Annotated in this window: 13 protein-coding genes; 10 read left to right on the top strand and 3 right to left on the bottom strand. The window is 38.7% G+C overall.

Annotated elements, in window-relative coordinates:
- Positions 1–70 precede the first annotated feature (70 nt).
- The 6 genes from RCG19_RS02255 to RCG19_RS02230 all read left to right on the top strand — a co-directional run bounded on the left by RCG19_RS02255 (position 71) and on the right by RCG19_RS02230 (position 8789).
- Positions 71–2629 carry a vitamin B12-dependent ribonucleotide reductase gene (locus RCG19_RS02255; RefSeq protein ID WP_308109522.1) on the top strand — a complete coding sequence of 853 codons (2559 nt, stop codon included), beginning with the start codon at positions 71–73 and terminating at the stop codon, positions 2627–2629.
- A gap of 294 nt (positions 2630–2923) precedes the next feature.
- The gene (locus RCG19_RS02250; RefSeq protein ID WP_308109521.1) at positions 2924–3658 is read left to right on the top strand and encodes an urease accessory protein UreH domain-containing protein; all 735 of its coding nucleotides are present in this window, start codon (positions 2924–2926) and stop codon (positions 3656–3658) included.
- Between the two features lie 246 nt (positions 3659–3904).
- Complete coding sequence (gene copZ / locus RCG19_RS02245) at positions 3905–4111, top strand: copper chaperone CopZ (RefSeq protein WP_308109520.1); 207 nt, start codon at positions 3905–3907, stop codon at positions 4109–4111.
- An 81-nt stretch (positions 4112–4192) separates the two neighbouring features.
- Positions 4193–6607 (top strand): heavy metal translocating P-type ATPase, encoded by a 2415-nt coding sequence (locus RCG19_RS02240; RefSeq protein ID WP_308109519.1) that lies wholly within the window; start codon positions 4193–4195, stop codon positions 6605–6607.
- A 119-nt stretch (positions 6608–6726) separates the two neighbouring features.
- Entirely contained in the window at positions 6727–7437 is a 711-nt protein-coding gene (locus RCG19_RS02235) for a response regulator transcription factor (protein WP_308109518.1), read from the top strand.
- Complete coding sequence (locus tag RCG19_RS02230) at positions 7413–8789, top strand: sensor histidine kinase (protein WP_308109517.1); 1377 nt, start codon at positions 7413–7415, stop codon at positions 8787–8789. Before RCG19_RS02235 ends, RCG19_RS02230 begins: the two co-directional genes overlap by 25 nt.
- Positions 8790–8827: 38 nt before the next feature.
- Here RCG19_RS02230 and RCG19_RS02225 read toward each other — a convergent pair whose 3' ends face one another.
- Positions 8828–10624 (bottom strand): urease accessory protein UreH domain-containing protein, encoded by a 1797-nt coding sequence (locus RCG19_RS02225; protein ID WP_308109516.1) that lies wholly within the window; start codon positions 10622–10624, stop codon positions 8828–8830.
- Positions 10625–10853: 229 nt separating this feature from the next.
- Here RCG19_RS02225 and RCG19_RS02220 point away from each other — a divergent pair, with 229 nt between their 5' ends.
- Positions 10854–11738 carry a patatin-like phospholipase family protein gene (locus tag RCG19_RS02220; RefSeq protein WP_308109515.1) on the top strand — a complete coding sequence of 295 codons (885 nt, stop codon included), beginning with the start codon at positions 10854–10856 and terminating at the stop codon, positions 11736–11738.
- Positions 11739–11751: 13 nt separating this feature from the next.
- Here the strand turns inward: RCG19_RS02220 and RCG19_RS02215 are convergent, their stop codons facing one another.
- Together RCG19_RS02215 and RCG19_RS02210 are read right to left on the bottom strand one after the other, a co-directional pair.
- The gene (locus RCG19_RS02215) at positions 11752–12144 is read right to left on the bottom strand and encodes an SA1362 family protein (RefSeq protein ID WP_308109514.1); all 393 of its coding nucleotides are present in this window, start codon (positions 12142–12144) and stop codon (positions 11752–11754) included.
- 57 nt (positions 12145–12201) lie between these two features.
- Positions 12202–13146, bottom strand: a complete 945-nt coding sequence (locus RCG19_RS02210) for a DUF1385 domain-containing protein (RefSeq protein ID WP_308109513.1) — start codon at positions 13144–13146, stop codon at positions 12202–12204.
- A gap of 282 nt (positions 13147–13428) precedes the next feature.
- Between RCG19_RS02210 and RCG19_RS02205 the strand changes: the two genes are divergently transcribed.
- From RCG19_RS02205 to efp, 3 genes are all read left to right on the top strand, one after another.
- Positions 13429–13926, top strand: a complete 498-nt coding sequence (locus RCG19_RS02205) for a YqhR family membrane protein (RefSeq protein ID WP_308109512.1) — start codon at positions 13429–13431, stop codon at positions 13924–13926.
- 79 nt (positions 13927–14005) lie between these two features.
- Positions 14006–15067 carry a M24 family metallopeptidase gene (locus tag RCG19_RS02200; RefSeq protein ID WP_308109511.1) on the top strand — a complete coding sequence of 354 codons (1062 nt, stop codon included), beginning with the start codon at positions 14006–14008 and terminating at the stop codon, positions 15065–15067.
- A gap of 21 nt (positions 15068–15088) precedes the next feature.
- Positions 15089–15646, top strand: coding sequence for an elongation factor P (gene efp, locus RCG19_RS02195; RefSeq protein WP_166238326.1), 558 nt, complete (start codon positions 15089–15091; stop codon positions 15644–15646).
- Positions 15647–15681 lie beyond the last annotated feature (35 nt).

Genomic DNA, 15681 nt, shown 5'->3' with positions numbered 1-15681 from the left:
AGACAACTAGATATAGCAAAACTTACTAGAACTTAACATAAGAAAGATTTATTTTGAAGGAGTTGTTCTCATGTCTGTAGTTTTTAGACAAAAAATGAATATTGATTTTGAAAGGTTGAATGAGGATATCCGCCTGTTCCCCCAAGTACACCCGGTTACCCCAGATATGAAAATAACTCATAAGGGTGTTTCACGTTTGGTCATGCTAGACCGTTACACCTTCAAAGACACAGCAAAAATTACCCTAACAAATGGCGACTTTGTTGTTTTAACGATTAAAGAAGATCCGAAATTTCCAGCAAGAGGTTTAGGAACGATCATGGAAATTGACTGGGAAAATAAAAAGGCTAAGGTTTTGATTGAAGAGGAGTTTAGAGGAGCGCTCGACAATCCTGAGGAAACAAGTACAGGGATCATCATCCGGTCTTTAGATGTCATTGAAAAGCCGTTGGAGCTCTTCTACGAGCAAATTGCGAAGCGGAATGCTACAGGCCTTGCATCTGTTGAAGAAACGGAAGAAAAGCGTAGAGAGTGGTTTGAAAGGTTCTATCAAGAGCTTGTAACGATGAACTTTATTCCAGCAGGCCGCGTCTTGTATGGTGCTGGGGCAAATACTGACGTGACATTCTTCAATTGTTACGTAATGCCGTTCGTTGCAGATTCCCGCGAAGGTATCTCTGACCATCGTAAGCAAGTAATGGAAATCATGAGCCGCGGCGGCGGTGTTGGTACAAATGGTTCAACATTGCGACCGCGTAATACCTTGGCTAGGGGCGTTAACGGAAAATCATCTGGATCGGTATCGTGGTTGGATGATATTGCGAAGTTAACGCATTTGGTTGAGCAGGGTGGGTCAAGACGCGGAGCACAAATGATCATGCTAGCGGATTGGCATCCAGACATTATTGAATTTATTATCTCGAAAATGCAAAATCCTAGAATTCTACGATTCTTAATTGAAAATACAAAAGATGAAACAATTAAAAAGCATGCAAAAGATAAGCTTAAACTCACACCATTAACACTACAAGAAACTGCAATGTACCAGGGAATCGTTAATTATAAAAACATTCCAGGTTATGGTGGTTTTGATGAACATATCATTGCTGATGCAGAAGAAAAATTAGCTACAGGTGGAAATTACACTGTCCATAATTCAGAATTCTTAACGGGTGCAAATATATCTGTATGTTTAACAAAAGAATTTATGGAAGCCGTTGAAAATGATGGTGAATATGAACTCCGTTTCCCATATGTTGAGCATTACAACGAAGAAGAAATGAAAATTTACAATGAAGAATGGCACCAAGTCGGTGATGTCCGCGAATGGGAAAAACTCGGACATAAAGTACGCGTGTATAAAAAGATTAAAGCAAAAGAGTTATGGAATTTAATTAACATTTGTGCTACTTACTCTGCCGAGCCGGGAATCTTTTTCATTGATAATGCAAACGATATGACCAATGCTAAAGCATATGGACAGCAAGTTGTAGCTACTAATCCATGTGGTGAGCAACCACTCGCACCATTTTCAGTCTGTAACCTTGCTGCTGTAAATCTTGCAGAAATGGCAGACAAGGAAACTAAAACTGTTGATTTTGAGAAATTAAAGAAAACGGTAGAAGTTGGCGTCAGAATGCAAGATAACGTAATTAACGCAACGCCATACTTCCTAGAAGAAAACAAAAAGCAAGCCCTTGGAGAACGCCGTGTTGGACTAGGTGTTATGGGCTTACACGATTTACTAATCTACTGTGAAACAAAGTACGGTTCATCTGAAGGGAACCAACTTGTTGATGAGGTCTTTGAAACCATTGCAACTACTGCCTACAGAACATCTGTAGAATTAGCCAAAGAAAAGGGAAGCTTCCCATTCTTAAACGGAGAAACAAGAGAAGATACAAACCGTTTACGACAAGCTTTTATTGAAACGGGATTTATGAAAAAAATGCCTGAAGATGTCCGTCAATCGATTTTAGAAAACGGAATAAGAAATTCCCATTTGCTAACTGTTGCTCCAACGGGGTCCACTGGAACAATGGTTGGGGTTTCCACCGGATTAGAGCCTTATTTCTCATTCTCTTATTTCCGCAGCGGACGTCTTGGTAAATTTATCGAAGTAAAAGCGGATATCGTGCAGGAATATTTAGATCAGCATCCGGAAGCAGATGCAGACAATCTTCCAAATTGGTTTGTGTCATCGATGGAGTTAGCTCCTGAAGCTCATGCAGATGTTCAGTGCGTTATTCAACGTTGGATTGACAGCTCCATTAGTAAAACGGTTAATGCACCAAAAGGCTACAGTGTTGAGCAGGTAGAGAAGGTTTACGAGCGACTGTACCGTGGTGGTGCAAAAGGCGGCACTGTTTATGTGGACGGATCAAGGGATTCACAAGTATTAACACTTAAAGCTGAGGAAAACACAAACGAGCAATTATCGATGTTTGAAGATAAACCAAAGCAGCATGTTGTCCTTGTTGATACCATTACTGACCTACGATCAACAGATGTAACAATCGGTTCTGAGGTTGGCAACACCTGCCCGGTCTGCCGCAAAGGAAAAGTTAAAGAAATGGGCGGCTGTAATACTTGTACCAATTGTGGTGCCCAACTAAAGTGTGGTTTATAGAGTTTTTAGGGGATGGAGATTATTTTCCATCCCTTTTTCAAATTTAAATTCAGTGAAGGACAAATCGTGTAATTGGTAAGGTGGATTTGTCCTTCAAAATGGAGATGAAGAACAAAAAGGGTGATCGAGAGGAGAGATTTGTCCTTCATGCTGCAATGAGGAGTTCTTTTATCATGCATGAAAGAAGATAAAAATGATCAATATGCGGCAATTATTTGAACAATCTACATTCTTCACATGTTCTTCATCCGATTATGGTATCGTAAATCTATTCCAACATGGCAGGGTGAGTATATGTACAATTTATTTAGTCAAATAAGTTCTGTCTTAAGCCAACCGTTTTTGAATATGACCAATAGTTTAGAAGCCTGGCCGATCATATTTGCATTAATACTAGGACTGGTTGGAGCACTTGCCCCGTGCCAGCTTACGGGAAATATAAGTGCAATCACGCTGTATGGAAACAGTTCGATTCAAAAAAGAATTGTCTGGAAGGATGTTTTCAGTTTTACCTTGGGTAAAATAGTGGCCTTTTCCCTATTAGGCGGATTAGTTTGGCTGCTAGGCAAGGGAATTGAACAAAATCTCATCCTTTATTTTCCGTGGCTTCGGAAAATTATGGGCCCAATCTTAATCATTGTAGGATTATATATGTTGGGTTTTATAAAATTAAGGGGGACTATCACTCTATTTAAACAATCAACAAAGTACAAGCGGGAAAATCAATTCGGTTCTTTCATGCTAGGGTTTAGTTTTTCTTTGGCTTTTTGTCCAACCATGTTTATTTTGTTTTTCGTCACATTAATGCCAGTAGTGCTGTCAAGCCCATATGGCTTTATTCTTCCCTCCATTTTTGCGCTAGGAACTGCGTTACCGCTCTTATTCGTCATTTTGATTATTTGGTATCTTGGTGGTGGTGGTGTATTAATGAAAAAGGGAAGGAAATTTGGCACTAGTATTCAAAGACTGGCTGGGGTCCTAATGCTCCTGTTAGGTATATTTGATACCTTAACGTATTGGTCACTCTAAATTAAAAAGGCAGTATTGAGAATCAAGTACGTTGCACCTAATTAAGTGATTTTCGACACTGTTCGTACCGTTATAAAAAAATATAATGAAATTATGATTGAAATAGATTTTGAACAAATGATGAAAAGGCAATAATCTTTTTAAAAAAATAAAAGCCAACCTCTTTACATAGGGTAGGGGGGTATGGTAGCATACGATCATAGGAGTTCACATTATAAAATTTTAACAATGAAAGGTTGGTTTTTTATGGAGAAGATTACTCTAAGCGTACAAGGTATGTCTTGTGACCATTGTGTGAAAGCAGTAGAAGGAAGTGTTGGTGCACTTAACGGAGTTGCCGCTGTAAAGGTAAATTTAAAAGCTGCAACAGTTGATGTGGAATTTAACCAGCAGCAGGTTTCCTTGGATCAAATTAAAGAAACCATCGATGACCAAGGTTACGATGTGAAATAAGCAGTAAAACAACGTGCTTTCTCGTAGCACGTTCTTTTTTCTAAATTATATACCTATATGGGGTATAAGGAGTTGGCTTTTATGAGTCATAGTCTCAAAGAAACAAATATACAAATTTCGGGGATGACCTGTGCGGCCTGTGCAACAAGAATTGAAAAGGGTCTAAACAAGCTAGTTGGTGTTGAGTCGGCTAATGTTAACCTTGCCTTAGAAAAATCCGCCATTAAATATGACCCATTGCAAATCAATGTTGACGATATTGAAAAGAAAATTAGAGATTTAGGGTACGAGGTTGTTACCGAGAAGACAGAGCTTGACATCACCGGGATGACCTGTGCTGCCTGCTCAACAAGAATCGAAAAAGGCCTAAATAAATTAGAGGGAGTCATCAAGGCAAATGTGAACTTGGCTCTTGAAAAAGCAACAATAGAGTTCAACGGCTCCGTCCTTTCGACAAACGATATAATAAAAAAGGTTGAGAATCTGGGTTACGGAGCAAAGATTAAAGAAGGAGCGAAGGATTCTAGTGACTATCGCGAAAAGGAAATTGCCAAACAAACGAAAAAGTTACTATTTTCGGCGATCTTGTCAGTGCCCTTATTATGGGCAATGGCTGGCCACTTTTCGTTTACATCCTTTATTTGGGTACCAGAAATATTTATGAATCCTTGGTTCCAGTTTCTACTGGCCACTCCCGTCCAGTTTATCATTGGCAGCCAATTTTATATCGGGGCCTATAAGGCGCTTAAGAATAAAAGCGCCAATATGGATGTACTTGTTGCTTTGGGTACTTCAGCCGCTTATTTCTACAGCCTTTACCAGGCCATCTTAACCATTAGCGGTAAGGTTCATATGGTGGAGCTCTATTTTGAAACGAGTGCTGTATTGATTACCTTGATTATTCTAGGAAAGTTGTTTGAAGCAAAAGCAAAAGGCCGGTCCTCTGAAGCCATAAAAAAATTGATGGGACTTCAGGCGAAGACGGCCGTTGTCGAACGAGAAGGAATGGAGCTGGAAATTCCTCTTGAGGAAGTAGTCGTTGGCGATTTCCTCCATATTAAACCGGGTGAAAAGATTCCAGTTGATGGGATTATTATTGAGGGTCAGTCAGCAATTGACGAGTCGATGTTAACCGGTGAAAGTGTGCCTGTTGATAAAAAAATCGGCGATCCCGTGATTGGTGCAACCATAAACAAAAATGGCTTTTTAAAGGTTAAAGCCGCAAAGGTCGGTAAAGATACAGCGTTAGCACAAATTATTAAACTAGTGGAGGAAGCTCAAGGCTCAAAGGCTCCTATTCAACGACTTGCTGATAAAATTTCCGGTGTGTTTGTTCCGATTGTTGTGGGCTTAGCAGTTCTAACGTTTATTGTGTGGTATCTATGGGCAACTCCAGGGGATTTTGCGGAAGCTCTCGAGAAAATGATTGCAGTCCTTGTCATTGCCTGTCCATGTGCCCTAGGGCTTGCTACACCAACATCGATAATGGCTGGTTCCGGTCGTTCTGCTGAATACGGCATCCTTTTTAAAGGCGGCGAACATTTAGAAATGACCCACCGGATTATTGCTGTTGTCCTAGATAAAACCGGCACGGTTACGAACGGAACTCCTGTACTAACCGATGTTTTCCCGGTTGAAACATGGACTGAAGAAGAATTCTTAGTAATCGTTGGCTCAGCAGAAAAACAATCGGAACACCCGCTGGCCGAAGCTATTGTCAAAGGAATAAAAGAAAAGGGAATGCCTTTGAAGGGGGTTTCGAGGTTTGAAGCTATCCCCGGGTTTGGCATTAAAGCAACTGTGGATGGAAATGAAGTGTTAATTGGTACACGAAAATTAATGAACATGTATGATGTCAATGTTGAAAAATCTCTTAAAATAATGTCTGAATTAGAGACGGTTGGTAAAACTGCCATGCTTGTGGCGATCAATGAACAATATGCAGGGTTGGTTGCTGTTGCAGATACCATCAAGGGAACTTCCAAAATGGCAATTGGGCGTTTGAAGGAAATGGGACTCGATGTCATTATGATTACAGGTGATAATCAGCGGACTGCGGAGGCAATTGCCACACAAGCGGGGATTGATCATGTTATCGCTGAAGTTCTTCCCGAGGGAAAAGCCGATGAAATCAAAAAATTGCAGTCACAAGGCAAGAAAGTGGCTATGGTTGGAGACGGAATTAATGATGCCCCGGCATTAGCAATTGCTGACATTGGAATGGCCATTGGCACCGGAACAGATGTCGCAATGGAAGCGGCTGATATCACACTGATTCGCGGTGATTTAAATAGCATTGCAGATGCCATCTTTATGAGTAAAAAGACCATTACGAATATTAAACAAAATCTGTTCTGGGCGCTGGCCTATAACTCATTGGGAATCCCAATTGCGGCTCTTGGGTTCCTTGCACCATGGCTTGCCGGTGCTGCGATGGCATTCAGTTCTGTTTCGGTTGTTCTGAATGCATTGCGATTACAAAAAGTAAAACTATAGAATGTTAACGACAGATTGTTTTTAATGGGCTGACACATAATTGTCAGCCTTTTTCAATTTTTACACTATCTATAGCTATTATACTGAATACATATAAATTCTCGTTAAGGGTGATTTCCATGAATCAGATCTTATTAGTTGAAGATGAACAAAGCGTTTTAGGAGTAATAAAAGCCTATTTAGAAAAAGCAGGATACCTGGTTCGCTCCGCTGATACGGGATTAAAAGGAATTGATCTTTTTATGGCTGAAAGATTTGACCTGGTTATTCTAGATTTAATGCTGCCGGATATTAGCGGTGAAGAGGTCTGTAAAATTGTTCGACAAACCTCTGATGTTCATATTTTTATGTTGACAGCAAAAGGGTCTTTAAATGACCGCATCGAGGGATTAAGGATTGGGGCGGATGAATATTTAATCAAACCATTTAGTCCAAGGGAGTTGATTGCGAGGGTAAACGCTCTTTTCCGCAGACTAAACGGTAGGGTTCATTCTTCTAGTGTCATTTTTGATGATGGGAATCTGCTAATAGATTGCTCGAAAAGGACGATTAAAGTTAGCGGTGCGGAAAAGTCCTTTACTCCAAATGAGTTCGATATATTAAGGACACTTGTTGCGAATAAAGGAAAGGTTTTATCAAGGGATCAACTCATTGATACATTATATGGGGAAGAATTTAATGGCTTTGATCGGACAATTGATGTCCATATCAAAAATATTCGTAAAAAGATTGAAAAAGATACGAAGAATCCCAAATATATTGTAACCGTGTTGAAAGCAGGATATAAGTTTGGGGGCTGTGTTAAATGCACTCCATCAGTAAAAGACTAAGTATTTTATTTATACTGTGTACACTTGCCACCATCCTGCTCGTTACATTGTTTGTCAACTTTACCGTTACCAATAAGTTTGATCAATATATGGTTGATATTCAAAATAGGAGATATCAAAGAATTGTCACCTATTTAGAAGATGTTTACAAGAGAGAAGGGGAATGGTCAGTAAATACTGGTGTTGAGTTGATGCATGAGGCATATATGGGGAATTATTGCTTGACACTAATGGATGATAAGAAACAAACAGTGTGGGGAATGAATCCTAATGAAATCAAAAACCAGCTAAATATGAATGAAATGCCTACTCAGAAGAATGGTGTTTATACAACCAAAACTTTTGCCATAAAGGTAGATTCAAAAAAAGTGGGATATGTCGATATTGGGCAGTATTCATCAATCCTCCTCACAGAGGAGGATATCAACTTTAAAAGCTCCATTAATAAAAGCATTATTGCCAGCGGGATTCTGACCCTCATTATTATAGGCGGATTTAGCTTTTATTTTTCAAAACAATTTTCCAATCCAATTAAAGAAGTGGCACAGTTATCAGTAAATTTATCTAAAGGAAATTTTGAAACCAAATCCAGTATTAAAAGTAATCTTTTGGAGCTGGAAGATTTACAAAAAAGTGTAAATATCTTAGCGGGAAAATTAAAGTATCAGGACACACTGAGGAAAAGGTTAGTTTCCGATATATCACATGAAATTAGAACCCCATTAAATGTCTTGCAAAATAATCTAGAGGCGATGATTGATGGCGTGTATCCGGTGACAACCGAGAAATTACATGCTTTAAATGAAGAAGTCATCCGGTTCGGAAAATTAATTAATAGCTTAAATGTGTTAAAGCATTTTGAAGCTGAAAGTACAAAGCTAACCTATGAAACCATCTATCTGGATGAATTCATTACTGAAATTTGCAAGGGCTTTTACCTAGATGCAGAAAAAAAGAATATCAGTTTTCAGTATCATGTACAACCGAATCATAAATACTTGATAACTGGTGACAAAGACCAACTTAAACAGGTATTTATTAACCTTGTCGCTAATGCCATTAAATTTACTACATTTGAAGGCATAGTGCTGATCAAATTATATGAAAATGGAAAAAATATTGTTGTCGAAGTATGTGACAATGGGATGGGAATTAAGGATGAAGATTTGCCCTTTATCTTTGAAAGACTATATCGCGGGAAGATGGACAGGCAGAAAATTGAAGGGAAGGGGATTGGCTTAACCATCGTGAAGAGTATTCTGCAGCTTCACAATGCTGGTATAGATGTAGAAAGTAAAGTAGGAATCGGAACGAAATTTACGATCTATTTTAATGAAAATAAAAAAAGTTAATAAGTTGGGGATAACATCCCAAATTATTAACTTTTTACTTACTGAATGTATTTGCTTCTCATATCCTCTAAATCAACGGAATTTACATCTTTAACAACATCAATTATTCCAAGCAATTCCTCTTCATTTAGATAAATACCGTATGTGCCAGCTTTCTCGATCGAAAATTCAATATCAACGATTTCCTTCGCGCCAGTAAATTCAGTCACGATTTGTTTAGTATTGGCATTCATGGTAATAAAAGCTCCGTTAGGCTGATCAAAAGAAGTTAAATCAATGGACATCTTCGTTTTTAATGCTTGATTAGCAACAATGATGAGCGGTTCTAGTTCGTATCCAATACCTTTAATGGCAATGGATTGTTCATTATTTGATAGTTGAATCGTTTGCACTAAACGTTCAGTAGGGACCAAGCTAATATCAGTTCCATAAATACTTGGCTTAGTTTGATTTGAAGCCGATGCCGTAGAATTGGTCGAAGAATCCATACCCTTGGCGCCACTGCTTGCTGTTTTAACTTTCTTTAGGTCATCTACTACCTTAATGACTCCCTGTTTCATTCCCATCCAACAGCTAAACGGAATATCCTCATTACCTGGTGTGAATTCGATGATGTTATTGCCACTTTGAAGTTTCTGTTCAACATTGATATCAGGAACAACAATCGTACTATTACAGCCTGTGATTTGTTCACCCTCTACGACCCATTTAACAGGCATACCTTTTTGAACATAAAGCGTATTAGGTGTATAGCCATAAACGTTGGCTGTCATATGTAGAACTTGGATCCCATCCTTGATGGTAGCTTTTGTAGCAGTTGCGGCCGAAGCGGAATCATCTCCGGAAGTGATCATATTAGCTAACATAGAGCCGGGGCTAAAATTCATTCCCACAAGTGCTAAACCCCTATTGCTCATAACTAAGCCAAGAACGACAATGAGAATTCCACTAAATTTAAGGATTTTCTTTGTGTAGCCTTTACTTAAAAGACTTGATACAGCCCCGAAAGTCAACATTAGCGGGACAGTTCCAATGGCAAACATGAACATGGATAGCGCTCCACTGATTGCGCTGCCGGTGCCCAACGCATATAGCTGCAACGTTTGCAGGGGACCGCAAGGCATTAACCCATTAAGCATGCCAATAAAAAACGGTGTCTTCGGTTTTGATTTCGTTAACATTTTTATAGCAGAAGATGGCAATTTAAACTGAACCTTTCTAAATGCCTTAAAACCTGCCATATTAAAGCCCATCATAACCATGAATACACCGGCTAGAATTTGCATGATAGATTTAGTGGTTAGTGAAAGTGCAAATACAGAACCAATCGCACCAACGATTCCCCCGATGATGGTATAGGCCGTAACCCTTCCAAGGTTATATAAAATAGCCGGTTTCATTGCTTCAAATTTATTTTTACTTTCCTTCCCAATGGTTTGTGAAAGCATAATTCCGCCGCACATTCCTACGCAATGGAGGGAAGTAATCACCCCAAAAACAAATAAAACGGCATAGGAAGCATTTTTAAGCTTATCTTCCATATTAAAGCTGCCGGTATTTATGCCAAACAGAAAAATAGCGGCAACAACCATAATGATTCCAATGACCTTAAAGCCTTTGCCATTTTCAGTGCTGTAACCGATACGATTGATTGCTGCCTTTATCTGGTCCCTGCTGCATGATTCCTCATTAAACACAACATCTGCGAATTGGCCCGTAAAATTCGCCTTAACTTCGATGACACCATTTATCTTTTTTACCGTTCTTTCAATCCGCTTTTCACATGATGTACAGGTCATATCATACACCTTTATTCTTTCCTTCCGTATACCCATAAGGTTCTCCACCTTTACAAATTAATGAGAATCATAAAATGATAGGGTAAGTGTATGAAATCGATATGTTGATGATATGAAGAAAAATGATAAACTGGTGAACATTATGTAGACAAAATGGGTACAAAAAATGTCCAGCTTAATAAAAATTTTCCCCCTGTCCAATGTACTATTTTGGCGATGTGCTGATTAAAGATGTAAAAATGAGTTCATCTTAGGAGTGGCTGCCATGAAAATAGACGGGGTTTTTTCCGGAGGGGGAATTAGAGGGTTTTCACTCATTGGAGCTTATGAAGAAATCGAAAATAGGGGTTTGGAGTTTGTAAGAGTTGCGGGAACAAGTGCAGGATCCATTGTTGCAGCTTTAATTGCCGCAGGCTATACGAGTAAAGAAATTTATCAATTAGTTGACGAGTTCGATTTGCCCAAAATGCTCGATGCCCGGAAATCCATCATTCCATTTTCAATTGCAAAATGGCTGCATGTTTATTGGAAGCTAGGTCTTTATAAGGGAAATGAACTAGAAAAATGGATGAAAGAAAAGCTTGAAGCAAAAGGGCTAAGGACATTCTCTGATCTTCCGTCCCATGCCTTAAGAGTTATCGCGTCAGACCTTTCCAATGGGCGAATGGTCGTTTTGCCTGATGATTTAGAAAAATACGGAATTTCTCCTGGCTCATTCTCAATTGCAAAGGCAATCAGAATGAGCTGCAGTATCCCCTACTTTTTTGAACCTGTGAGATTGCGCTCAATAGATGGTGTAAATGTTTTGGTGGATGGCGGGGTCCTTAGTAATTTCCCCATGTGGCTTTTTGATAAGGATAATGTAAAAAAAGTTAGGCCGGTACTAGGGATTAAATTGAGCCCCAGCGAATATGAACATGAAAAACATCAAATAAAAAATGGCTTTCAACTAATGGGGGCATTGTTTGAGACCATGAAGGATGCCCATGATCAACGGTATATTTCGAAGAAACATGTCGAAAATATTATTTTTATCAAAGCTGAAGGGGTATCTTTAATTGAATTTAATTTAACAGAGGAAAAAAAGCAAAAATTATTTGAAATTGGAAGAGAACATGCAAATTTATTTTTAAATAAATGGGGGTATTAAAAAAATCGAGTGTCTAAAAAGACGCTCGATTTTTCTTTTTTCCCTTTTTTCCGTCGATAACAGTCAAGTGAGCAGGCGATTTCTTTTTGGTCTTGTTGTTTTTCTTTAATGTTGTTAATGTCCCAAGAGAAGAGGTTTTCACGGTTGTATCCCCACTCTTTTGCTGTAATCGTTTTTTCGACCTTTTTGCTGCTTTAAGAAATGCCCGCTGCTCTTTTTTCTGAGGGCTCGAATTTGAAAACTTACGAAAAAGGAAAAATATCGCCAGTCCGATCAATGCGATGACAGCTATTCTCTGAATGAAACCGGCAGGATTGGCTGTAAATGAACCGAAAAGGCCAAGTAGAGCAAGAATAATGAGTATCCCAACAATAATAACAGGCGCCCGATTTTTCAAGAATGCCACCTCCCTAAGAGCATCTTAAGCATTTTTTTATTCTTTTAAACACATAAAAACAAAGATTTAGACAATTTCTTTACTTTCCATTTCAAATTCCGATTCCCTTTCCCGTTTAAGTAATTCGTTAAAGGAAAGAATTGCCACTTCCACTTGATCATTATTTGGTTCCTTCGTCGTTAACAATTGAAGCCAAAGCCCTGGAAGTCCTAAATACTTCAAAATTGGAATATGACGTAGTTTGTTAGTGACCTGCAAGACTTCAAAAGCAATTCCTAACACGACTGGTATTAGGAGAAGCCGATCGACTATTCGTAACCATAGCGGTGACGTAGGCACTAACATATAAACAAACACACCAACGATAACGGTAAATAAGATAAAACTGCTGCCGCATCGGTAGTGCAGTCGAGAATGTGCCTGAACATTTTCGACAGTTAACTCTACCCCTGCCTCAAAGGTGTTAATTACTTTATGCTCGGCACCATGATATTGAAACACTCGTTTGATTAACGGGGTAAGTGAAACAAAGTATATATAGGTAAGAAGCAACAAAAGCTTAAAGAAACCTTCAACCAAAACTTGAGCAAAATCCGAAGGGAAAATGGGTTTCGTTAGGACTGCTAAAAAGACTGGTATTAACGTAAAAGCAAATTTCCCGAATAAAAAGGAAAGGACACCAATAGCGGCTACACCTAAATACATAGTTAACTTAGAAACTTCTTTTTCTTTTATTGTATCATCGTCTTTTGGATCTACATCGTATCTCTCTGTTGAGAAATTTAAATGTTTTGACCCATTGGCACTAGATTCAATAATCGCAATAATCCCGCGTAGGAAAGGGATTTTCTTAAATCCTGTTAAAGCAGGATTTGCTTTTCGCGGTAAATGAAAATATTCAACAGAACGGTCGTTTCTGCGAACTGCGGTAATATAATGATGCTTTCCGCCAAACATGACTCCTTCAACGACCGCTTGGCCGCCATATACGGGTTTTTGAGAATTGGACATGGTTATGAACACCAACCTAAACTGTAGTTGCACAATTGCAGACATATGAAAAATCTGTTTGTACTTACATTTATTCTACTAGAAAAATGAAAAAACCTCTAGGAAGACAGAATATTTCCAAATAAATTTCGTGAAAATTTTTTTTCATGTAAAGATTGGACAGCAATGGGCATAATAATGCTTGAATTTACCATCATCATATCAAATGAATTGCTTGTTGATCATAAGGCATGGATGGTAAGGATATTTCCAAAGTTAACAAAAAAACAGGGGGTTATTACTTTGTCGGATAATAAAAAGTTAGGAAATTATCCAAAACAAATGTCCTTTACTGTAATGGTTTTTTGGACAGGTTTATTTGGAGGGCTGTTTTGGGGAACGATTGGGTACATTGCGTCCTTTTTCAATTTTACAGAAGTTAGCCCCCATGTCATTATCGAACCATGGGCTCTTGGTGATTGGAAAAATGGCTGGCTCGGGACAGTTATCTCCATTATACTTATGGGTGCATTATCGATTATTGCTGCGTTTGTTTACTACGCTTTACTACGGAAATTCAAAGGATTTTGGTTTGGTCTTGGTTATGGTGTCGTGTTATTTCTATTGGTATTTTTTATCCTGAATCCTCTATTTCCCGGAATGAAGCCATTTGCAGATTTAAGCAGAGATACCGTCATTACATCCATTTGTTTATATATCGTATATGGAATTTTCATTGGATATTCCATTAATTACGAGTTTGAACTTAATAAGGTGCAAGTGAACGAGGCTTCAACCTAAGCCCAAGATTAGTTTGAATTATCAGTTTGTGTTAAACTATTCTTATCCTTGACAGAAGAGAAATGGAGAGTAGAAACTTATGGAAAAAGTAGATAAATTAAGATCGAATTTTTCGCAATATGGTATTGATGGGATTCTAATTACCAGTCCTTTTAATCGCCGTTACATATCTAACTTTACCGGAACTGCCGGTGTTGTTTTAATTACAGCCGATAAGGCGCAGTTTATTACAGACTTCCGCTACATTGAGCAAGCATCAAAACAGTGCCAAGGTTTTGAAATTGTCAAATTTTCTAGTTCCATTCCCGAAGAAATAGCACGACTCGCTAAGGAATTAGGAATTAAAAAACTAGGTTTTGAGGAAGCTCATGTTACCTATTCTTTATTTAAAGTATATGAGAAAGAAGTGGAAGCTGAACTTGTACCGATTTCCGATGTAATTGAAAAGTTACGCTTGATTAAGACCGATGCAGAGATTAAGATATTAAAGGTAGCAGCAGATATTGCTGATGCTGCATTTAAACACATTTTAGACTTCATTCGACCTGGAAAAACGGAACTTGAGGTATCGAATGAATTAGAGTTCTTTATGAGAAGGGCCGGAGCGACCTCATCTTCCTTTGATACTATTGTGGCATCAGGTCATCGTTCTGCATTGCCGCACGGTGTCGCAAGTGATAAAGTGATCGAGGCTGGAGATTTTGTTACTATGGATTACGGTGCCTATTACAATGGGTATGTCTCTGATATAACCAGAACAGTTGCTGTTGGTGAGCCCAATCCCAAGCTTAAAGAAATTTATGACATTGTTCTTGAAGCGCAGTTACTTGGTATGGCAGGATTCAAACCAGGACTAACAGGTAGGGAAGCGGATGCTTTAACTAGAAACTACATAACGGAAAAGGGTTTTGGAGACTACTTTGGTCATTCAACAGGTCATGGCATTGGACTTGAGATTCACGAAGGTCCTGGCTTATCAATGAAATCTGAAGTTACTTTAGCACCAGGAATGGTTGTAACGTGTGAACCGGGTATCTATATCCCAGGTCTTGGCGGTGTTCGAATTGAAGATGATACGCTCATAACCCAAAACGGTAACGAGGCATTTACCCATTCAACCAAAGAACTAATTATACTGTAATGGATTTAGGAGGATTTAATTATGATTTCTGTTAACGATTTTAAAACAGGGTTAACAATTGAAGTAGATGGAGGCCTATGGCGCGTCCTGGATTTCCAACATGTTAAGCCTGGTAAGGGTGCAGCGTTTGTACGTTCAAAGCTGCGTAATCTTCGAAATGGTGCGATTCAAGAAAAAACATTCCGTGCCGGTGAGAAAGTAGAAAAAGCGCAAATCGATAACCGAAAAATGCAATATCTGTACGCAAGCGGTGATTCCCATGTGTTTATGGATATGGATTCCTATGAACAAGTAGAACTTCCAGCAAGCAATATTGAATACGAACTAAAGTTTTTAAAAGAAAACATGGAAGTCCATATTATGATGTTTAATCATGAAACATTGGGTATTGAATTGCCAAATACGGTTGAATTAGAGGTAACGGAAACGGAGCCAGGAATTAAAGGTGATACAGCTTCCGGCGGCACTAAGCCTGCAACCCTTGAAACGGGCCTAATGGTTCAAGTTCCATTCTTTGTTAACCAAGGAGATAAATTAATCATCAATACAACAGAAGCTTCTTACGTGTCACGTGCGTAATTTGTTTCCAATCAAAAGGTCTTTGTCCGAAAACC

Source organism: Neobacillus sp. OS1-2 (assembly GCF_030915505.1).
Lineage (GTDB): Bacteria > Bacillota > Bacilli > Bacillales > Cytobacillaceae > Neobacillus.
This window is presented reverse-complemented; position numbering and strand designations above follow the sequence as displayed.

Bases quoted from the DNA above. Each gene is read 5' to 3' on its own strand.
- efp (WP_166238326.1), top strand. From the start codon at position 15,089: ATGATTTCTGTTAACGATTTTAAAACAGGGTTAACAATTGAAGTAGAT.
- RCG19_RS02240 (WP_308109519.1), top strand. From the start codon at position 4,193: ATGAGTCATAGTCTCAAAGAAACAAATATACAAATTTCGGGGATGACC.
- RCG19_RS02255 (WP_308109522.1), top strand. From the start codon at position 71: ATGTCTGTAGTTTTTAGACAAAAAATGAATATTGATTTTGAAAGGTTG.
- RCG19_RS02230 (WP_308109517.1), top strand. From the start codon at position 7,413: ATGCACTCCATCAGTAAAAGACTAAGTATTTTATTTATACTGTGTACA.
- RCG19_RS02200 (WP_308109511.1), top strand. From the start codon at position 14,006: ATGGAAAAAGTAGATAAATTAAGATCGAATTTTTCGCAATATGGTATT.
- RCG19_RS02210 (WP_308109513.1), bottom strand. From the start codon at position 13,146: ATGTCCAATTCTCAAAAACCCGTATATGGCGGCCAAGCGGTCGTTGAA.
- copZ (WP_308109520.1), top strand. From the start codon at position 3,905: ATGGAGAAGATTACTCTAAGCGTACAAGGTATGTCTTGTGACCATTGT.
- RCG19_RS02250 (WP_308109521.1), top strand. From the start codon at position 2,924: ATGTACAATTTATTTAGTCAAATAAGTTCTGTCTTAAGCCAACCGTTT.
- RCG19_RS02235 (WP_308109518.1), top strand. From the start codon at position 6,727: ATGAATCAGATCTTATTAGTTGAAGATGAACAAAGCGTTTTAGGAGTA.
- RCG19_RS02220 (WP_308109515.1), top strand. From the start codon at position 10,854: ATGAAAATAGACGGGGTTTTTTCCGGAGGGGGAATTAGAGGGTTTTCA.
- RCG19_RS02225 (WP_308109516.1), bottom strand. From the start codon at position 10,624: ATGGGTATACGGAAGGAAAGAATAAAGGTGTATGATATGACCTGTACA.